Origin of the sequence: Jeotgalibacillus sp. R-1-5s-1, from assembly GCF_004405105.1 — a bacterium.
In the GTDB taxonomy this organism is placed as follows: domain Bacteria; phylum Bacillota; class Bacilli; order Bacillales; family Jeotgalibacillaceae; genus Jeotgalibacillus.
The window spans coordinates 19,702-38,878 of the sequence record NZ_SORW01000004.1 but is presented as its reverse complement, the minus strand read 5'-3'; the positions used below and the strand labels follow the sequence as shown (position 1 = coordinate 38,878).

20 protein-coding genes and 2 tRNA genes are annotated in these 19,177 nt (G+C 46.6%); 2 read left to right on the top strand and 20 right to left on the bottom strand.

Annotation, left to right across the window (positions count from 1 at the left end; genetic code table 11):
- The first annotated feature begins 46 nt into the window (after positions 1–46).
- Positions 47–123: transfer RNA gene (locus tag E2491_RS03165), tRNA-Met, on the top strand.
- A gap of 5 nt (positions 124–128) precedes the next feature.
- A tRNA-Glu gene (locus tag E2491_RS03160) sits at positions 129–200 on the top strand.
- A 449-nt stretch (positions 201–649) separates the two neighbouring features.
- On the opposite strand, the gene E2491_RS03155 is transcribed toward E2491_RS03160, so the two are convergent.
- From E2491_RS03155 to ispE, 20 genes are all read right to left on the bottom strand, one after another.
- Positions 650–877, bottom strand: a complete 228-nt coding sequence (locus tag E2491_RS03155; protein ID WP_134372529.1) for a hypothetical protein — start codon at positions 875–877, stop codon at positions 650–652.
- A gap of 45 nt (positions 878–922) precedes the next feature.
- Complete coding sequence (locus E2491_RS03150) at positions 923–1,384, bottom strand: DinB family protein (RefSeq protein WP_134372526.1); 462 nt, start codon at positions 1,382–1,384, stop codon at positions 923–925.
- A 174-nt stretch (positions 1,385–1,558) separates the two neighbouring features.
- A complete protein-coding gene (locus tag E2491_RS03145; protein WP_134372523.1) occupies positions 1,559–2,011 on the bottom strand; it encodes a S1 domain-containing RNA-binding protein in 453 nt (150 codons plus the stop codon).
- A 177-nt stretch (positions 2,012–2,188) separates the two neighbouring features.
- Positions 2,189–2,638, bottom strand: a complete 450-nt coding sequence (locus tag E2491_RS03140) for an FtsB family cell division protein (RefSeq protein WP_244093865.1) — start codon at positions 2,636–2,638, stop codon at positions 2,189–2,191.
- 17 nt (positions 2,639–2,655) lie between these two features.
- Positions 2,656–3,156 (bottom strand): spore cortex biosynthesis protein YabQ, encoded by a 501-nt coding sequence (yabQ, locus tag E2491_RS17815; RefSeq protein WP_134372521.1) that lies wholly within the window; start codon positions 3,154–3,156, stop codon positions 2,656–2,658.
- Positions 3,153–3,449 (bottom strand): sporulation protein YabP, encoded by a 297-nt coding sequence (gene yabP / locus E2491_RS03130; RefSeq protein WP_134372518.1) that lies wholly within the window; start codon positions 3,447–3,449, stop codon positions 3,153–3,155. The genes yabQ and yabP overlap by 4 nt, the downstream gene beginning before the upstream one ends.
- A 73-nt stretch (positions 3,450–3,522) precedes the next feature.
- Positions 3,523–3,786 (bottom strand): RNA-binding S4 domain-containing protein, encoded by a 264-nt coding sequence (locus E2491_RS03125; protein WP_134372515.1) that lies wholly within the window; start codon positions 3,784–3,786, stop codon positions 3,523–3,525.
- Positions 3,787–3,803: 17 nt separating this feature from the next.
- Complete coding sequence (gene yabN / locus E2491_RS03120; protein ID WP_134372593.1) at positions 3,804–5,264, bottom strand: bifunctional methyltransferase/pyrophosphohydrolase YabN; 1,461 nt, start codon at positions 5,262–5,264, stop codon at positions 3,804–3,806.
- A gap of 12 nt (positions 5,265–5,276) precedes the next feature.
- A complete protein-coding gene (locus tag E2491_RS03115; RefSeq protein WP_134372512.1) occupies positions 5,277–6,836 on the bottom strand; it encodes a putative polysaccharide biosynthesis protein in 1,560 nt (519 codons plus the stop codon).
- 437 nt (positions 6,837–7,273) lie between these two features.
- Positions 7,274–7,810, bottom strand: coding sequence for a stage V sporulation protein T (gene spoVT, locus E2491_RS03110; protein ID WP_134372590.1), 537 nt, complete (start codon positions 7,808–7,810; stop codon positions 7,274–7,276).
- 107 nt (positions 7,811–7,917) lie between these two features.
- Entirely contained in the window at positions 7,918–11,466 is a 3,549-nt protein-coding gene (gene mfd / locus E2491_RS03105; protein ID WP_371414449.1) for a transcription-repair coupling factor, read from the bottom strand.
- Positions 11,467–11,521: 55 nt separating this feature from the next.
- The gene (gene fin / locus E2491_RS03100) at positions 11,522–11,752 is read right to left on the bottom strand and encodes an anti-sigma-F factor Fin (RefSeq protein ID WP_134372509.1); all 231 of its coding nucleotides are present in this window, start codon (positions 11,750–11,752) and stop codon (positions 11,522–11,524) included.
- A gap of 61 nt (positions 11,753–11,813) precedes the next feature.
- Positions 11,814–12,377 carry an aminoacyl-tRNA hydrolase gene (pth, locus tag E2491_RS03095; protein WP_134372506.1) on the bottom strand — a complete coding sequence of 188 codons (564 nt, stop codon included), beginning with the start codon at positions 12,375–12,377 and terminating at the stop codon, positions 11,814–11,816.
- A 91-nt stretch (positions 12,378–12,468) separates the two neighbouring features.
- On the bottom strand, positions 12,469–13,146 hold the full coding sequence (locus E2491_RS03090) for a 50S ribosomal protein L25/general stress protein Ctc (protein ID WP_134372503.1): 678 nt from the start codon (positions 13,144–13,146) through the stop codon (positions 12,469–12,471).
- 206 nt (positions 13,147–13,352) lie between these two features.
- Positions 13,353–14,312 carry a ribose-phosphate diphosphokinase gene (locus tag E2491_RS03085; RefSeq protein ID WP_134372500.1) on the bottom strand — a complete coding sequence of 320 codons (960 nt, stop codon included), beginning with the start codon at positions 14,310–14,312 and terminating at the stop codon, positions 13,353–13,355.
- Positions 14,313–14,324: 12 nt separating this feature from the next.
- Positions 14,325–15,698: a bifunctional UDP-N-acetylglucosamine diphosphorylase/glucosamine-1-phosphate N-acetyltransferase GlmU gene (gene glmU, locus E2491_RS03080; protein ID WP_134372497.1), complete on the bottom strand. Its 1,374-nt coding sequence runs from the start codon at positions 15,696–15,698 to the stop codon at positions 14,325–14,327.
- A gap of 547 nt (positions 15,699–16,245) precedes the next feature.
- Positions 16,246–16,539 carry a septation regulator SpoVG gene (gene spoVG, locus E2491_RS03075; protein WP_134372494.1) on the bottom strand — a complete coding sequence of 98 codons (294 nt, stop codon included), beginning with the start codon at positions 16,537–16,539 and terminating at the stop codon, positions 16,246–16,248.
- 195 nt (positions 16,540–16,734) lie between these two features.
- Positions 16,735–17,109: a RidA family protein gene (locus E2491_RS03070; RefSeq protein ID WP_134372491.1), complete on the bottom strand. Its 375-nt coding sequence runs from the start codon at positions 17,107–17,109 to the stop codon at positions 16,735–16,737.
- A gap of 19 nt (positions 17,110–17,128) precedes the next feature.
- Positions 17,129–17,965, bottom strand: coding sequence for a pur operon repressor (purR, locus tag E2491_RS03065; RefSeq protein WP_134372488.1), 837 nt, complete (start codon positions 17,963–17,965; stop codon positions 17,129–17,131).
- 61 nt (positions 17,966–18,026) lie between these two features.
- Entirely contained in the window at positions 18,027–18,893 is an 867-nt protein-coding gene (gene ispE / locus E2491_RS03060; RefSeq protein WP_244093864.1) for a 4-(cytidine 5'-diphospho)-2-C-methyl-D-erythritol kinase, read from the bottom strand.
- Positions 18,894–19,177: the final 284 nt, after the last annotated feature.

Here is a 19,177-nt window from a genome sequence, read left to right as displayed (position 1 = left end):
TATATATCTTGTGCCTCATTTGAACGCACAGCATTTTCTAACATACGGCGGCGTAGCTCAGCTGGCTAGAGCGTACGGTTCATACCCGTGAGGTCGGGGGTTCGATCCCCTCTGCCGCCACCATAAGAGGCCCGTTGGTCAAGCGGTTAAGACACCGCCCTTTCACGGCGGTAACACGGGTTCGAATCCCGTACGGGTCATAATGGAAACACGATTCTCTGTTGAGGATCGTGTTTTTTTGTATAAAAAACCGGGCCGTACTCACCCTACGCTTTCCGCGGCCGCGCGGTGAACCAGCTAGCGCTTCGCACTACGCTGTTTCACCTGTCGCTTCTCTGCCGCAGGAGTCTTCGGATGAGTACGGCCCTTTAGTATACATTTATGATTATTTTGTTAAAAGAGGACGGCCTTGGTTGATTATATTTGTTTTTTATAAGAGCCAGTCGCTGTTCTTCTGTTTAATTACATAGGGTATGACGCGAAATAGAAAGGTTGGTCAGGCGGGAAAGTATCGCGTCAAATAAAGGGTTTTGAGTTTCGGGATCACTTTGGCGAAGAGAAATGTGGCTCTGTCTGGACAATTCCACCTGAAAGTATCTGTTTTTTTCCACAAAAAAAGCACCCGGCTTTTGTGCCGCGCGCTCATGTGTCAGCTGAGCCGCTTCTGATCGGAAGGTGAATCCAGCAGGTGCCTTTTTTCGAGTTCAAGGCGGAGCTTTTCTGTTTCGAGGAGAAAATTCTCATGCTTCAGTTGCTCAAGCTTGAGCTGCTTGTCAATCGATGCATTTTTCAACTTTGCAAGTTTTTGAAAATGATCGGTGATCACAGCGGCCAGCGGAATCGAAAAAATCATAATAACTGCAACCAGACCCGTCAATGTGCTTCACCCTTTCTTTTCCTCATTCTACCACACAGCAGACCCTCAATTATGACTTTTTTCCGATAGCTGTTTCATATGATGTTCATCATGCTCTGCGAAACCTGTAATATATTCCTCAAACGTCATTTCTTGCTTTCCGATCGTAAAACGGATATTCCACTGCTCCTCATTGAAGGTCTTTGCCTTTTCGATCAGCTTCTCACGCTGGGTCACAGCTTCCCGTATGATATCTTCCCGGCTCTTTCCACTATGTGCATCATCCCAGGCTTTTTGATTGAATGCCTGAAAGTCCGGATATCGTGATAGCGATGCACCTTCTTTTACGAAAGGAACTCTTTCTTCCAGGCTGTAACGGTCCCAGGCACCAAGATGGGATACGATTGCCGCAACAGACCATTTGCCTTCAGCAAGCGGAGCGAAAAAGGTGTCTTTGTCCATTGTGTTCAGCTGATTCAGCCAGTGCAGGTACGTTTCATTGTGCACAAACCATTCTTTTTTGTTCATGAATACAATCCCCCTTATGATTCCTCCTCTTGTATTACGACAGAAAGCAGGAGAATTCCTTTGCCTGGAACTATTTCATGCCGGACAAAAGAAAAAAGACTGCTGGCATCAGCAGTCTTTCATTTATCTCAGATCAATATGTTGAATGCCTGTAAAATCCGTTTTCGGCAGCTATTAACCTTTTTTCGCTCCACGACCACCGCGTTTTGATTCTGTGTGGCGTTTCAGAGAAGTCAGACGGTCTTCACTATCTTTTAGGAAACGAGCCATTTTTTGCTCGAAAGACTCACCGCGTGGCGGTCCACCTGCATTGCCTCCGCGGCCGCCGCGATCTCCGCGATCGTTGCTGCGGTTCGGACGTGGACGGTGCTGTTGCTGGGACTGCTGTGGCTGATCTTTCGCTTTACGGATGGATAAGCCGATTTTGCCATCGCTTTCCACGTTCAAGACCTTCACTTCTACTTCGTCACCTACTGTTAAGTGATCGTTGATGTCCTTGACGTAATTATCCGCAACCTCACTGATGTGGACAAGCCCTGTTGAACCGCCTGGCAATTCAACGAACGCCCCAAAATTAGTGATCCCTGTCACTTTACCCTTTACTTTGCTGCCTACTTCGATTGACATAAAAAAAATGATCCTCCTTAGAATAGATAAAAAATAGACCTTACTTACCATTATAGCCAACATAAAAAAAGAGTGTCAACATCGTGACACTCGATCGCGCTGTTTTATTTTTTGCTATTCAACAGCGCCGGCGTATTTTTCTATGTTATTCACCGGTGAAGAAAACATGCTATCCCATTATTCAGCGTCCTCTTCTTCCGCTTCGGCTGCCTGTTCACCTGCAGGCTGATCCTCCGGAATCGTGAAGATGATCTCTCCGCTGTCAGACAGGAAGTAATCTCTTCGCGCGAGCTTCGCTATGTATTCATCATCATTGAGTTTAATAATTTCATTTCTCAGGTTTTCTTCCTGCACCTTAAGCTCTGCCATCTTTTCTTCGAGCTGGGTCTTCTGAGCATTTTTTTCTTCGAGCGCGCTAGCTTGCGAGACCATTGAAGAAATAAGCAATCCGCTTACGATTACCGCAAATACAGCAAAAACGGATAATCGTCGAATCAGTCTCTTTTTGTGCGATTGCCTGTGATGCTCAATCTTTGCCTGTTCAGCAGTATACTGGTTTTCGAGTGATGTGACATTTCTGCGCGGTTTCCCCATAAACAGCTGCTTTCCTCCTTTTTTACGAACCACATTGACTGGACTCTTTGTTATTCCCTATTATATAACAGATTCAGCCACAATTTTATCTTTTTCGCAAAAAATGTACTTTTTTTACTTGAAAATTGGAAAAAAGGTTGAAAGGGCGTGAGTAAAAGGAGGATAACAGCAAGCAAAAATCGACAAATCATCTTAAAAAGGAACCATAACCATCGTACCGGTGCAAAGAGGATCCGGAAGATGAGATGCCCTATTTTCTCAATCAAAACCAGTAGCCAGAGCACCGTTCCCTGAGCCGTTTTTCGATAGATCAGGAAACCAAAAACAATGGACATCACCATATAAAGCCTGAGAGAAACGCCGTTGAGGAAATACAGGACGAGAAAGACAAAAAGCGCCTGGAAACACCAGAATATCAGATCCGTGACAAAGTGAACCGGCAATCGTTTTGAACGAATGATATACCGGTGATACAGCGTCAGGAAAAAACCGATGACAAAACCGGAGCCGGCTAAATAAGCCACTGTGCGAAGCTGCTCTTCGACAATCATCTAAACAGCTTTCCCAGCAGTCCTTTCGAGGGCTCACGGCCAGTCTGATCAAGATACAACAGATCATCAATTTTACCCTTCAGGGATACCTGTCCTTCATCAAGATCCAGGTTAATCATTTGAAGGCCGCTCCCCTTAATCGATAAAAATCCCATGACGGTTTCCAATAAAAACTCTTCGTTATCAAAGCTGTCGAGCTGAAGCACGCCGGAAATCACCAGAACCTCCCGGCCACTCATACGGACTTCATGCTCTTTCTTCTGCGCTTTACCTTCAGTTGTTGTATATGGCATCGACTGTCACCCCGCTATAGGATTAAAACCATCACTTAGCTCATTGTATGCAGCGGGGCAGCCGGTTATGATTTTATTCTTCGTTGACGCGCTCTTCTTTAGTAATGGTATACATCGTCGCCGCTTCTTCTTTTTTTGTTGTTTCAACGAGACGATCAACCGTCAGCGTCACAACGCGCTGGCCAAAACGGATCACGAGTTCGTCACCAGCTTTTACTGTGGCGCTCGCTTTTCCAGGGTTTCCGTTAATTGAAATCCGGCCTTGATCCGCCACTTCCTTTGCCAGTGTACGACGTTTAATTAATCTTGATACCTTTAAAAATTTATCTAAACGCATGCGTAATCTCCATCCTTTTATAAGCCTTGTTTTTTCGCTTCATTCCAGAATTCATCCAGCTCGCCAAGCGTAAACGCCTGAAACGGCTTACCCGATTCCTTTACCTTCTTTTCTACAAAAGAAAACCGGCTGATGAATTTCTGGTTCGCCATCATGAGCGCTTCCTCCGGGAATATATCGTGAAAGCGCGATACATTCACAAGTGCAAATAACACATCGCCAAATTCCTTTAATGCCGCTTCCTTATTACCATTCGCAACTTCTTCCTGAAATTCCTGCCATTCTTCCTCAAATTTATCCCAGGCGTCTGCATGATCATCCCAGTCAAATCCGGCCTTGGCTGCCTTTTTCTGAACCTCGAATGCATGAATCAATGCAGGCTGCCCCATCCCCGCTCCTTCTAAAAGAGAAGCAGGCTTCGAACCTTTTTCTTCTGCCTTAATAACCTGCCAGTTTTTCGTCACTTCATCTGCTGTATCTGCCTCTGTATCAGCAAATACGTGCGGATGACGGCGAACCATTTTTTCAGCTACAACAGCAATGACATCGCGGATGGAAAAGTATCCGTCGTCCTCCCCGATCTGCGCATGAAGCATAATCTGAAGAAGTACATCACCAAGCTCTTCGATCATGTGATCAATGTCGCCGCTGTCAACGGCCTCAAGAAACTCATACGTTTCTTCAATCAGATACCGTTTTAGCGATTCATGTGTCTGCTCACGATCCCACGGACAGCCTTCAGGACTGCGAAGGATCGCAATGATGTCACGGAATTTTTCAAACTCACCGTAAAGATCATCCTCTTTTTCAACGGGAGGCACGTACACACTTGTCAGATTACTGAGCGTCATCCCGTGATCCAGCTCATAAAGGGGTGTTTCAACGATGGACTCCCCTTTTGATCCGGCAGCTGTAATGACTTTCACGGGATGATCATCCGGATAACGCTCCATCAGCGTCAATTTTACCTCCGAAGCGATAAATGCATCATAGACCTGTCCAATGATGACATGCTGTGTGAGCTTTGGCTCGTCACGCTTTAACGCTGTCCCATCAAGCAGCTGAAAGCCTTCAACAGGATCGAACCCGGCAGCCGTGAAGAGCGGATCAAGAAAACTTTGCCCACCTTCAATGACGACCGAAACCTCACCTTTTCGATGAAGAGCAAGCAGATTTTGTACCGTCTGCTCAGCTACCAGCGGATGACCAGGCACCGCATAAAGCACTGGACCCGCCCCGGCACGACTGACGAGCTCTTCTGTGATCGCCTCATAGACTGCCTCAAACTGGTCATGCGCCTCATACACATGATCGAAGGATTCGAAGGTCAGCCCCTCCTCCTTCAGCTGCGTTAGAACAGGGTGATCCTCTGTGCGCACAAGCAGATGATTGGCTGCTTTCAATTTTTTATAAATGCCAAGGGGCAGCTGATCCAAATCACCTGCACCAAGACCAATGACCGTAATCTCATGTGTCATCATTGTACCCTCCTATTTCCCTGAACGATGAAACAGCCGATCCAGCTTACGTCCAAACGGAATCTGGGCTGCTTCTTCTTTTGTAAATAAATCACGTGACCAGCTGGCTGCAAAAAAGCTCCATGCGCCAACTGCCGCTGCTAAAATTGATACCATTGCCGAAGACAGACGCGAACCATCCGGCCAGAGCCATAAAAGCCCCTGCACAACAACGGTCATTACGACAAGCCCCAGCAGCAGTCTCCTATAAAACCTTCCTGTCAGCAGAAAGCCGATCTTCGCTCTTAATCTCAATACAGCCGCCACTGTCACGATGAATATGGCTGTCACAGTCGCAAGCGCTGCACCAGCTGTACCAAAAAGCGGAACGAGCCATTCATTCAAACCGTATTTGATAGCCACACTGAAAGCAGCAAGCCAGGCAATGATATGATAGCTGCCCATTCCCTGCAGCACCGAATTAACCGTCAGCGCAATGGATGCAAACAGCACGGCCAGCACATAAAGAGCGAGCACCCCTGAGCCCTCATCTGTTTGAAAAAGAAAAGTATTCAGCGGTTTGATAATATTCATTAACCCGATTGAAGCGGCTGCCCCAAAAACAATACCCGTTTTCAGTGCGAGCGCTGACTTCTTTTTCACGTCAGCCATGCGATTGCGCTCCATATCCGCTGCAATCATCGGCACGACTGCCAGTGAAAGTGACGTCGCAGCCACCACTCCGATCTGAATCAGCGGCTGTCCGCGGTCATAAATCCCTTTGATCACCTTCGCCTCCTCGGCATCACCGGTAAAGCCGGTCAACAGCGCATAGACATTCAGCGCATCCATCAGCTGATACAAAATCAGCAGCATACTCACCATGCCCATCGCGGTTCCCCGAACAATCAGCGCACGGAAGATGGCGCGATCCCCTTTTTTAATAGAGAGTGCAAATGACCGCCCATTCAACTGAACGCGTCCCAAATACAGCAGCAGTAAAACACCCACTGCCAGTCCAGCAGTTGAACCGATCACAGCACCTTCTCCAATCGTGTAAAGAGAAGCACCCTGTGCGGTTAACACAAAAGCTGCCACTAAGATCACGCTGACACGCACGAGCTGCTCTGTCACCTGCGACACAGCGGACGGGACCATATTATTCTGCGCCTGGAACCAGCCCTTGCCCCCCGCAAGAAACGGCAGCAACAAAAAAGGCCATGCAGACAGACTGATCAGCGGTTCAAGCATCGGATCACCCATCCACTCAGCAATCAGCGGTGCACCGAAAAACAAAGCCAAAAACCACGCCAGACCCGTACCAGCCAAAACAAGCCCCAACAGCTTAAAAATACGCTCCCGGTCCTCCTCGTGCTCAATTAAAATTCTCGACACCATCACCGGAAAAGCATACGTACATAAAGCAATCAACAAGCCGTAAAACGGATACACCTGCTGATAAATATAAAAACCGATATCACCGGTCATATTTTGAAACGGTACACGGTAAAGTGCACTCAGTATTTTCGAAATGACGGCTGCAAGCGTCAGCACCGCCGCTCCCTTTACCATTGTCTGAGAAGCATCGGTCATCCGGCCGCCCTCTCTTTCTAATATTGATGTCTTATTATAGCAAAGCGCGGCGGGATTTGTCTTTTGGACAGGACAGGGCAGAGCAGGCTGAGGGCGGACAGAAACGGAGACACGGCACAGATGATTGTGGTTGGTTCGATGGATTCCATCACAAGCTGGACTTATTCCATCTTTCTGGAATTTTATCCCCTCTTTTGAGAATTTATTTCCTTCGTTTGAAAAAATATTTCCTTCAAAGCGGCTCCGATGCAAAGGAATTCCCTCATTCACTACCACTATTCATTCTTTCCAGCCCCCTGATCCCTTCACTCCCAACCTTTTTTCCATCACTCATCCAAACCCCTCCATTTGCCGCGAAGCAGCCCATCTTGACCTCAGCCATCCCACTCCGCGTCATACATAAAAAAGCCCTATCCTCAACCGGATAGGGCTTTTGATCAGCTTTCCATTTGTCTGCCAAGGAAGCGGGCGGCGGTTTCGCATACTTTCAGCTCGACTTCTTCCACAGTCTGATCCTTTGACATCACAAAGACAGCTCCGATCGGATCACCTGATGCAATGATCGGGGATACGGTGTAGGAGGCGAGTTCCTCTTCCTGGTGCTCGACCAGCTCAACGCTTCCCTGTTCATCGTTTAAAACCGTTTTTCGTGCGTCCATCATTTCCTCTACTCTCGGACTGATGCGACGGTTCAGGAAATCCTTTTTGGATGCACCGGCCACTGCAATAAAGTGGTCACGGTCACAGATCAGAACCGGCTGCTTTAAGCTGTCATATAGTGATTCAGCGTATTCCTTGGCAAAGGTGCCGAGTTCGCTGATCGGTGAATATTTTTTCAGGACGATTTCCCCGTCGCGATCAACGAAAATCTCCAGCGGGTCTCCTTCCCGAATGCGCAGTGTGCGCCTGATTTCTTTTGGAATGACCACACGACCGAGGTCATCGATTCGTCTTACAATTCCTGTAGCTTTCATCATGGCTCTCTCCTTCGTTTACTGGCTGTATGAGAATAGTATCGGGTTAATTCGCCGATTTATACTTTTTTTCTAACGATTCTCAAATAAACCTGTAAAAAAAGAGGTTAAGCTGACTCTTTTAGTGTTTCAGGAAGACGGGAAAGCACCTGGTGAACCATCATGAACCAGCTTTCCGGCTTCTGACCTTTTGTTTTAACCGTGATCTTCAGACGGTTGTTATCCAGACCGAGTCCGACGTGGCGCTTAAACTCATTGGTGATTTCAAATGCTTTGGCCCCGTCAATGCGGCTTGTGCCGTCCTGGCTCAGCTCCAGTTTGATTTCATCCTTAGTCTGATGGATGGCTTCAAGCCCCACTTCATAGCCATAGGCCTTGATTTCGGCAATCTGGAACAGCGTATGGACTTCATCCGGATAGTCACCGAAGCGGTCAATCATTTCATCCTTCAGCTCCATGACCTCCTGGATCGTTTGCAGGCCGCGGAATTTTTTATACATTTCGATCTTCTGGTGTCCATCAGGAATGTAGCTTTCCGGAATATAAGCATCCTGCTTAACATCGAGGTCAATTTCAACCGCTTTCTGCTTTTCTTTCTTCTCCTTGCCCTGCGTTTCAGGAAGCAGATCCTTACGCTCCTCAATCGCATCTTTCAGCATTTGGGAGTAAAGGTCAAATCCGACTGAATCGATAAATCCGTGCTGCTGGGCACCTAACAGATTTCCAGCTCCGCGGATCGTTAAATCACGCATCGCGATTTTAAAGCCGGATCCGAGTTCGGTGAATTCTTTAATCGACTGCAGACGCTGTTCGGCAACCTCTGTGAGCACTTTATCTTTCCGGTAAGTGAAATACGCATAAGCAACGCGGTTTGACCGTCCGACACGACCACGGAGCTGATACAGCTGGGACAGCCCCATACGATCGGCATCATGGACAATCAGCGTGTTCACGTTTGGAATATCCACGCCCGTTTCAATGATGGTCGTCGTAACGAGCACATCATATTCTCCCTCTAAAAACTGCAGGATAACAGACTCCAGCTCGTTTTCAGACATTTGGCCGTGGGCAATGGCAACTCTTGCGTCCGGCACAAGCGAGGCAATTTCATCGGCTTTTTTCGTAATGTCCTCAACCCGGTTATAAAGGAAGTACACTTGTCCGTCACGCGCCATTTCACGCTCGATCGCTTCACGGATCAATGCACCGTTATACTCCATCACATACGTCTGGACCGGGAAGCGGTTTTCAGGCGGTGTTTCAATAACAGACAGATCACGTACGCCAAGCATTGACATATGCAGCGTACGGGGAATTGGCGTTGCCGTTAAAGTCAGGACATCAATATTTGTTTTCAACTGCTTAATTTTTTCTTTATGTGTCACACCAAAACGCTGCTCTTCATCAATGATCAATAAACCGATATCGCGGTATTTGATCGTTTTAGAAAGTAAACGGTGCGTCCCGACAACGATATCAACCGAGCCCTGCGCTAACCCCTTGATCGTCTCATCCTGCTGCTTTTTAGAGCGGAAACGGCTTAAAAGACCAACGTTGACAGGGAAGTCCTGCATCCGTTCCATCATCGTTTCATAATGCTGCTGGGCAAGGATCGTCGTAGGCACAAGAATCGCCACCTGCTTACCATCCATCACGGCTTTAAATGCTGCACGGATCGCCACTTCGGTTTTTCCGTACCCAACATCACCACATAAAAGGCGGTCCATCGGGCGGTCGCGTTCCATGTCTTTTTTGATTTCCTCAATTGAACGCAGCTGATCCTCTGTTTCTGAATAAGGAAAGGCTGCTTCAAAATCCTGCTGTTCTGCCGTATCAGTACTGAATGCAAAGCCCTTTGCCGCTTCACGCTCCGAATACAGCTTGATCAGATCGTCTGCAATATCTGCAACGGAGGATTGGACCTTCGTCTTCACACGCTTCCATTCCGTACCGCCAAGCTTATACAGCTTCGGTTCCTTGCCTTCAGAGCCGACATATTTCTGGACGAGCTCAATCTGATCAACCGGCACGTACAGCTGGTCATTTCCTTTATAATGAATATTTAAATAGTCTTTATGAAGACCGTTGATTTCAAGGGTTTCAATTCCGAGGTATTTCCCGATTCCGTGATTCACGTGAACAACGTAATCGCCAACCTTCAGCTCTGAATAACTCTTAATGCGCTCTGCATTGGAAAGCTTTTGACGACGTTTGGTTTTTCGTGTTTTCTGACGGAATAATTCCTCTTCGGTCATGACGGCAAGCTTGTTCATCGGGAGCTCAAATCCCGCCTGCAGAGAGCCGCTGACGATTTGAACCGTATTCGGAATAAGCGGATCACCTTCTTTGACGATGGCCGCATCTATATCATAGTCTGCGAGTACACGCTCAAACTTCTGCAGTCGCTGACCGTCCGGTGCAAGCATCACAACCGTGAACTTTCCTTTTTTCCAGCGTTCAAGCTCGGCTTTCAGCAAATGCATCTGCCCGTGAAAGCTTTGCATCGGCTTACAGGAAAATGAGTGGATTTTCTTTGGGTTAATATGGGCAATCTTTCTTGTGAAAAGGGAGAAGTACGCTTTCTGCTGCGGACTTTTGACGATGAGGTCCGTCAGCTTGTGTGAAACGTGAAGATCATGCAGCAGCTTTCCTTCCTCAATCAGCGAAACCGCCCACTCCATCTCCTCTTTCTCAAGCGTGTCATCCATTTCGTAAATGCGGCTGATTTCATCGAAAAAGACAAGCGCATCCTGAGGCAGGTAATCTAGCAGACTGGCAGCTTTAGAATAGGCAAGAGATTGGTATTTAAAAAGCTGGTCGGGCTTCTGACCGTTTTCAAGCAGCCCGATTTCATATTCAATCTGCTCTGCCATTGCTTCTTTAACAGCGGCCCGCTTTACTTTCTTCAGACTTTTAGGAAGGCGCTCTTTCAGTTCTTCTGCAATACGAAATAGCTGATCCGGCTCCATAATGAGCTCACTCGCCGGCCCGATCGACACCTGATCCAGCGAATCAATCGAACGCTGATCATCCGCTGAAAACGTCCGGATCGAATCCACTTCTGTATCAAACAGCTCAATTCGCACCGGGTCTGAGGTCAGCGGGTAAATGTCCAGAATCCCTCCACGCATACTGAATTCGCCCGGACTGCTAACCATATCCGCGCGATGATAACCCATTTTAAGAAGCGAAGAAAGGGTTTCCTCCAGGTTGAGATCTTTTCCAATCGAAAGCTCGAACTGGTGAATTTCCCATTGCTCTTTAGGCGGCACTACCTTTCGCAGCCCCGCCATTGGTACGATATAAAACCCCCGTCCGTTTATCGCGAGATGATTCATCGCTTCCAGACGCTGTGCTAACAGCTCCGGGCTCGCAATACTCATCTCCGCGGCAATCAATTCATTAGCCGGATATAAAAACAGTTCATCCTCACTGACTAATTGAGCGAGATCATCATATAGCTTCTGTGCACTCAGCAGGTTTGGTGTAACAACCATCAGCGGTCGCTGGTGATCCTGATAAACCGCCGCCATGAATGTACTTCTTGCAGAACCGGAAAGCCCGGATAACAGCTGTTCTCCGCGCTCGGCTGTTAGATCGTTGATGACCGCTTTAATCTGAGCATCATTTATTAAACCATTAACTAGCGTTTTCAACTCGTTCTCCTCCGAATCTAAACAGAAAAATGCCTTGGACCTTCATCCAAAGCGTTTACTGTATAAATTGATCCAGCTCATGAAAGTCAGGATTGCGTTCGAGCGACTCCTGACAGTCCTCGCAGATCGTCTGTATGTTCACGTGACCTTCGTTTGTATACGATATCATGTTCTGGCGTTCTTCGGCTGATAAGGAATGAATTCCAAGCCGCTTGGCATCCACTAATTGAGTATCGATTGCGCCAACCTCGTTTCCGCAGTGGCGACAGTGATAATAGACAGCCATCGTTATCCTCCTTCACCTTGCTTGTATTGTAGTATAGGCGGAAAGAGGGCTGAATATTCAATCAGGATCCATTAAATTCGTTCATTACTTCTAAAAACGGTTTTTCAAGCCAGCGCTCACACGCATCAGCACTTTTTTCAACCGTTTCTTTCATGATACCCCATTCTTCATCAGAAAAACGGCTTAATACGTAATCCGGCACTTTCATCCCGCGCGGTGGACGGCTGATCCCAATCCGAATCCGGTTAAATTCCTGCGTGCCAAGATGAGCAATCGTACTTTTAATGCCGTTATGGCCACCTGCACTCCCCTTTTGGCGAAGACGCAGCGCACCTGTCGGCAGATCAAGATCATCATAAATGACTACAACATCCTCCGGCTCAATCTGAAAATAGTCCATGAGCGGGCGAATACTTTCTCCTGATAAATTCATATAAGTCAGCGGCTTCAGCAAAATCACCTTTTGCCCGTTAATGACCGTCTTACTGAACACACCTTTAAACTTCGCCTGTAAAAGCGGTGCATTCCATCTGTCAGCCAATGCATCAATGACTTCAAATCCAATGTTATGCTTCGTTTTATCGTAAGGCTTTCCCGGATTTCCGAGTCCGACTATTAATTTCATCACTTAACACCTCTGTTTTCACATTCCTTTCTCTATATTAAACGAAAAAGGCGCAACCTCCAAAAGAAAGGTTGCACCATGATCATCTAACTTATGCTTTTTCAGCTTCTTCTTCAGTGTTCTCATCTGATTCAGCTGCAGGCTCTTCTGATTCTTCAGCACCCTCTGATCCTGATTCACCAGCACCCGCTTCAGCTTCCATCTCTTCAAGTTCTTCTTCAGTTCGAGGAGCCAGAACAGATACGATTGTCTCATCATCTTCGTGGTTAATCGTTACTGAATATTTGCTGCGAAGATCTTCTACAGTGTAGGAATCTCCAATGTTCAATTCAGTTACGTCAACCTCGAATGATTCAGGAATATCGTTTGGTTTTGCTGAGATTGAAAGCTCATGCAGAATTGTCTGCACAACGCCTCCTTCTTTCGCGCCTTCAGCTTCACCTACAAGATTCACCGTTACATTTACATCAATTTCCGCAGCCATGTTAACAGCCAGGAAGTCAGCGTGAATAATTTCATCTTTCAGGAAGTCGCTCTGATAATCACTTAGTACGACTTTCTGCTTTTTGCCTTCAATATCAAGTTCGATGATTCCGTTACGACCTACCTCACGGATTGTCTTTACGAGATCGATTTCACTTACGGAAATCGGTGTATTATCAACTTTATAGCCGTAGACAACTGCAGGTAGTTTACCTTCGTTGCGAAGAGCTGTTGTATCTGATTTTTTGAATCCTTCACGTTTTGTTGCTTTTAGTACTGCACTCATGTCTAATCACCTTCCAAAAGTAATATTCGATGGATTTTTCCATACAACTGTTTTACCCCTGGCTGTCCGGATTAAACGTTTTTTATAAGATTTTTTATTTGCAAATTGAAAATAAGACTCATTTACTAAGCATTTAACGAGGACTTAATCACTCTTTCAGAGCATTAAAAAACCCGGCACCATCCTCGGTACCGGGTATCATATACTTAATCAAACAGCATGCTAACAGACTGTTCTTCGTACACACGGATAATCGCTTCTGCAAGAAGACTTGCTACAGAAAGCTCGACAATTTTTCCGCCTTTTTTATCTGGTGTTAAAGCAATCGAGTTTGTCACAACAAGCTCTTTAATCGCTGATTCGTTAATACGCTCCATGGCAGGGCCTGACAGAACAGGGTGCGTACAGCTTGCGTATACTTCCTTCGCGCCGCTTTCGATCAGGGCATTAGCCGCAAGAGTAATCGTACCGGCTGTATCAATAATGTCATCAATCAGAATCGCCGTTTTCCCTTCAACATTACCAACAATGTTCATCACTTCTGCTACGTTCGGCTTTGGACGACGCTTATCAATAATCGCAATCGGTGCTTTTAAGCGTTCCGCAAGCTTTCTCGTACGCGTTACGCCACCGTGATCTGGGGATACAATAACGATTTCTTCCGGATTGAAATTTTTCTCAAGGAAGTACTCAGCGATAATCGGCACACCACGAAGGTGGTCAATCAGGATATCAAAGAATCCCTGAATTTGCGGTGCATGAAGATCAAGCGTGATCACGCGTGTTGCACCCGCTGTTTCAAGAAGGTTCGCAATCAGTTTTGCTGTAATTGGTTCACGGGCACGTGCTTTGCGGTCCTGACGTGCATATCCGTAATAAGGCATCACAATGTTAATTGTTTTTGCAGATGCACGCTTAAGTGCATCAACCATGATCAGAAGTTCCATTAAGTTTTCATTCACCGGACTTGAAGTTGACTGGACAACGAATACATCACAACCACGGATACTTTCTTCGATGTTAATTTGAATCTCACCGTCACTGAATCGTGTAACTGAACATTTCCCAAGCTTCAGTCCTACTGCTTCAGCAATATCCTTTGCTAGTTCGTGATTTGAGTTCAGGGAAAAGATTTTTAATTTCGAATTGGCATATTCTGTAGACATGGTAGCCTCCAATTAATTTTTAGTGTGAATCTTGCGTGCGTAGCCTTCTTTATTTTCCTGACGTGCCCGGGCAATGGATAACGCCTCTCCCGGCACATCCTTATTAATCGTAGAACCGGCAGCAACATAAGCGCCTTTTCCAATCGTGACAGGTGCAATCAGGTTTGAATTACAGCCGATAAAAGCATCATCTTCAATTTTAGTCAGATGCTTGTTTTTACCGTCGTAGTTAACCGTGATCGAACCACAGCCGAGATTCACGCCTGCACCCACTTCAGCATCGCCGATATAGCTGAGGTGAGACGCCTTGCTTCCTTTGCCAAACTGCGTCTTTTTAATTTCAACGAAGTTTCCAATCTTCACTTCATCTGAAATCGCAGACTGCGGACGGATGTGAGCAAATGGCCCAATCGCAACATGTGATCCAACTTCACTGTCATGCACAACCGACTGCTTGATCACGGTCTGATCTGCAATCGTACTGTTTTTAATTTCAGTGTTTGGACCGATTGTGCAATCCTCTCCAATGACCGTTGGGCCTTCAATCACCGTTCCCGGATAAACAATCGTATCGCGGCCGATTACAGCTTCACTGCCGATATAAGTAGAGGCAGGATCGATAAATGTGACCCCGTTTCTCATATGCTTTTCATTGATTCTTGCCTGCATGAGCTTTTCAGCACGTGCTAAAGCAACGCGATCATTTACACCGAGGGTTTCATCTGAAGAAGCAGTCTGGTAAGCCGCCACTGTCTCCCCTTCAGTCTGAAGGATTTCGATCACATCAGGCAGATAATATTCGCCCTGGACGTTATCGTTATTCACTTTTTCAAGCGCTTCAAACAGAGCCCGGTTATCAAAACAGTATGTACCTGTATTGACTTCCTGAACAGCCCGCTCATCCTCGCTCGCATCTTTATGTTCCACAATCCGCTTCACAAGACCAGCCTCATCACGAATAATCCGGCCATAACCCGTTGGATCTTCTTCGTGCGCTGTCAGAATCGTTGCCTTTGCCTGTTGTTCCTCATGATGCTGAATAAGTGACGACATCGTTTCCGTCGTAATCAGCGGTGTATCACCACAAACCACAAGCGTAATGCCATCTTTACCGTGAAGACGATCCTTTGCCTGCATCACAGCATGCGCAGTTCCAAGCTGCTCTTCCTGAAGAACAAACTGTGAACGGCCTTCTAGCTTTGACTGAACAAGTTCAGCACCATGACCAACAACCGTAATCACCTCATTCATATCCGCAGCTTTCACCTGATCAAGCACATGCTCAACCATCGGCTTGCCACAAACAGGATGAAGTACTTTATATAATTTAGATTTCATGCGCGTCCCCTGACCCGCAGCTAATATAACCGCATATCGATTCGACATTCCCGGTCCTCCAGTCAACATTTTTCACTCTCGAATATATTACAAAAACACTTGCATTTCAAGGAAACTCCCGATTTCAGAGTAATCTGTCATTCTATTGTAACAAAGAAAGGTGGAGGCGGGTGTTTAGGGACGTACAAACTGGACTGGCCCCGACGGAGATAAAGGAAACACGGTGAACGAAGTGAACCGATGTTGACTTATCGGACGAGGGGACGGGAAGTTTGCTAGTCCCTGCCCGCCGGAGCTGGACATAAAGAAAAGCGGAAGTTCGCGTTTAGCGGCGTATGCGGTGAGGCATTTGGTCACTTTCTGATCAAACTTGGTCACATTTTGGCTGAACTTGGACACTTTTTAATACAGCTTGGTCACTTTCCCGCTCAACTTGGTCACATTTGGTCTCAGCCTGGTCACTTTCGTGAAAAATCCCGGCGCAGACCGGGGGCTCTTCATGCCTTTAGCCAACTGAGTCCCGCCCTAATGCGCATAACAAAAAACCCGGCTGATAATGCGGCAGCCAGGTTCGGTGGGTGCAGGTTATGTATGATTACGCACCTGCTTCTTCATATTGTTGTGATTCAGTTGCTTCGTCTGCACGATGGTATTCAGCCAGCACCGATCCTTGGATCATTTCCCGCATTTCTGAATTAATCGGATGCGCGATATCGCGAAACTCCCCATCCGGTGTCCGTTTACTTGGCATCGCAACAAACAATCCATTATTGCCGTCAATGACACGGATATCGTGAACGACGAAGACTCCATTTAATGTAATGGAAGCGATTGCACGCATCCTGCCATCTGTGCTCACACGCCTTAATCTCACATCTGTTACTTCCATTTCTTTCACCACCTTCCCCATTTCAATTTTCCCAACTTATACTTTCTTCACGGGGGACCTGAATTCCTACATAAAAGTGAAAATAGTCATAAAAAATTTCAGGTTTTTTTCCAAAAAAGAAAAGCTTTTTCTTTTTAAAGGAATAACGCTGCCAAAACAGGGTCATCCTTTTAAAGAAAAAGCTTTTATCATCATTTATTTTACGAGTGCAATAACCTCAATCTCTACGCCTGCACCTTTTGGAAGCTTCGATACTTCTACACATGAACGTGCCGGGCGGTGATCTCCAAAATAATCACCGTAAATCGCGTTAACCGCTTCAAAATCATTTAGATCATCAAGGAATACCATGACTTTTACGACCGTATCAAGTGATGCACCGGCTTCTTTCAGTACAGCCTGAAGATTTTTAAATACCTGATGCGTCTGCTCTTCGATACTGCCTTCTACTAAAACGCCTTCTGGTGTAAGCGGAATCTGACCTGAACTGTAAAACATATTATTGACGATCACTCCCTGTGAGTAAGGTCCAATCGCCTGTGGTGCTTCATTTGTTTGTATCGTTCTCAAAAAGATCTCCTCCTTAAGGCTACTTTAAAAATGTTTTAACGCGGTCAAAATAATTGCCCGGCTCGATTTTGATGGACTTACCCTTTTCATCCACTTCCGTCAGACGGAGTAACGAAATATAGTCGTCCACCAGTTTTTCTTCATTATGTTCTGATTCAACAAAAATACCGATTCCGGCCACCGTGGCAGAAAACTCCTCCAGCAGATTCTTCATTCCTGCTGCAGTACCGCCGGCTTTCATGAAATCATCGACAATCAGCACCCGGGCTCCCTGTTTCACACTGCGTTTAGATAAAACCATCGTCTGGATTCGTTTAGATGAACCGGATACATAGTTGATACTGACTGTTGACCCTTCCGTTACTTTGCTGTCGCGCCTGGCTACTACAACAGGTACACCAAGGTATCGGGCTACTGCGTGCGCAATGCCGATTCCTTTGGTCGCAACCGTCATAACCAGATCAATTTTTTCGTTGGCAAATGCACCGGCAAACAGCTTGCCGACATGATTCATTAAATGAATATCACCGAGAATATCTGTCATGAACAAGTATCCCCCAGGCAACAGACGGTCAGAGGCAGAGACGTTGGATGCAAGAATGCTGATAGCTTTTTCAGCCTGATCCCGGCGTATACCCGGAACAAAACGGACTCCTCCCGCTGCACCAGGAACAGTCTGTAACGAACCAATTCCTCTTGCTTCAAACGTTTCCTTTACAATGACCAAATCTTCACTGATAGATGACTTCGCAGATGAATAGCGATCTGCAAAAAAAGTCAGAGATACGAGCTCACGTGGATGTTCTGTTAAATAATGTGTCATATCGATCAAGCGTTCACTGCGTTTTACCTTCATGCCGGTGCGTAGCCTCCTAAACCCGAATAATGTATTGTAACTATATCATCATTATCCGTCTTTAAGCAAGGGGATCCCGCGCACCTAAAATGCGGACGGCAAACACCTGGTCACAAAATCCACGCAGGCCATTTACAACACGGGGCACCTTCGACTCATACTGAACGAGTCCAAACACTGTTGGACCGCTCCCGCTCATCAACACCGCATCCGCACCAAAACGATGCATCTGCTCCTTAATCTGCCGGACCTCCGGATACAGATTTAACGTCACTGATTCGAGTGCATTGCCGAGGTTTTGGCAAATACCATCATAATCCTGGTCATGAATCGCCTGAACCATCGCCTTCGTATCCGGATGATCGGCCTTATCAAGCTTCAGATTCTGATAAATATCCGCTGTCGAAACACCAATAGACGGCTTCGCTAAAACCACCCAACATTTCGGCGGTGCCGGAAGCTCTTCAATCTTCTCACCACGCCCCGTCGCAAGCGCTGTTCCTCCATAAATACAAAACGCAACGTCAGAACCGATCTCCGTGCCAACCTCAGCCAGCTCATCAGCCGACAGTCCAAGATCCCACAGCTTATTTAATCCTTTTAACGTAGCGGCTGCATCACTGCTGCCACCCGCAAGACCAGCCGCAACGGGAATCTGCTTATGGATCGTAATCTCGACACCTTTATTCACCTGATACTTCTTCTGCAGCTTTTCAGCCGCCTTATACGCCAGATTCCGCTGATCACTCGGCACGAAACGGTCATGCGAAACAATCTGAATTCTGGTCCCCTTGACTTCATGCAACTCAATCCGATCAGCCAGATCCACAGTGGTCATCACCATCTCCACCTCATGAAACCCATCCGGCCTCTTATGCAGCACATCAAGCGACAAATTAATCTTCGCCGGTGCTTTCACCATCATCATAAATAACCCACACCTCAATCTTCCCTCAAGTCATTGAAATTATTGTAGCATAAAAGAAGAAAAGTGGAAGCAGGCGTTTAGGGACGTACAAACTGGACCGGTCTTGACGAAGATAAAGGAAACACAGCGAACGCAGTGAGCTGATGTTGACTTATCGAACGAGAGGACGGGAAGTTTGCTAGTCCCTGCCTGCTGGAACTGGACATCAAGAAAAGTGGAAGCGAACGTTTAGAGGCGTATGCGGTGGACTGAAGCGATTAAGATAAAGGAAACACGGAGAGCGC

What these genes read in the sequence shown, in the direction of transcription:
- spoVG (WP_134372494.1), bottom strand. Translation starts at nt 16,539, where the DNA reads ATGGAAGTAACAGATGTGAGATTAAGGCGTGTGAGCACAGATGGCAGG.
- yabQ (WP_134372521.1), bottom strand. Translation starts at nt 3,156, where the DNA reads ATGATTGTCGAAGAGCAGCTTCGCACAGTGGCTTATTTAGCCGGCTCC.
- spoVT (WP_134372590.1), bottom strand. Translation starts at nt 7,810, where the DNA reads ATGAAAGCTACAGGAATTGTAAGACGAATCGATGACCTCGGTCGTGTG.
- ispE (WP_244093864.1), bottom strand. Translation starts at nt 18,893, where the DNA reads ATGATGATGGTGAAAGCACCGGCGAAGATTAATTTGTCGCTTGATGTG.
- yabP (WP_134372518.1), bottom strand. Translation starts at nt 3,449, where the DNA reads ATGCCATATACAACAACTGAAGGTAAAGCGCAGAAGAAAGAGCATGAA.
- E2491_RS03125 (WP_134372515.1), bottom strand. Translation starts at nt 3,786, where the DNA reads ATGCGTTTAGATAAATTTTTAAAGGTATCAAGATTAATTAAACGTCGT.
- E2491_RS03150 (WP_134372526.1), bottom strand. Translation starts at nt 1,384, where the DNA reads ATGAACAAAAAAGAATGGTTTGTGCACAATGAAACGTACCTGCACTGG.
- fin (WP_134372509.1), bottom strand. Translation starts at nt 11,752, where the DNA reads ATGGCTGTCTATTATCACTGTCGCCACTGCGGAAACGAGGTTGGCGCA.
- purR (WP_134372488.1), bottom strand. Translation starts at nt 17,965, where the DNA reads ATGAAGGTAAAACGCAGTGAACGCTTGATCGATATGACACATTATTTA.
- E2491_RS03085 (WP_134372500.1), bottom strand. Translation starts at nt 14,312, where the DNA reads ATGTCTACAGAATATGCCAATTCGAAATTAAAAATCTTTTCCCTGAAC.
- pth (WP_134372506.1), bottom strand. Translation starts at nt 12,377, where the DNA reads ATGAAATTAATAGTCGGACTCGGAAATCCGGGAAAGCCTTACGATAAA.
- E2491_RS03145 (WP_134372523.1), bottom strand. Translation starts at nt 2,011, where the DNA reads ATGTCAATCGAAGTAGGCAGCAAAGTAAAGGGTAAAGTGACAGGGATC.
- glmU (WP_134372497.1), bottom strand. Translation starts at nt 15,698, where the DNA reads ATGTCGAATCGATATGCGGTTATATTAGCTGCGGGTCAGGGGACGCGC.
- E2491_RS03115 (WP_134372512.1), bottom strand. Translation starts at nt 6,836, where the DNA reads ATGACCGATGCTTCTCAGACAATGGTAAAGGGAGCGGCGGTGCTGACG.
- E2491_RS03090 (WP_134372503.1), bottom strand. Translation starts at nt 13,146, where the DNA reads ATGAGTGCAGTACTAAAAGCAACAAAACGTGAAGGATTCAAAAAATCA.
- yabN (WP_134372593.1), bottom strand. Translation starts at nt 5,264, where the DNA reads ATGACACATGAGATTACGGTCATTGGTCTTGGTGCAGGTGATTTGGAT.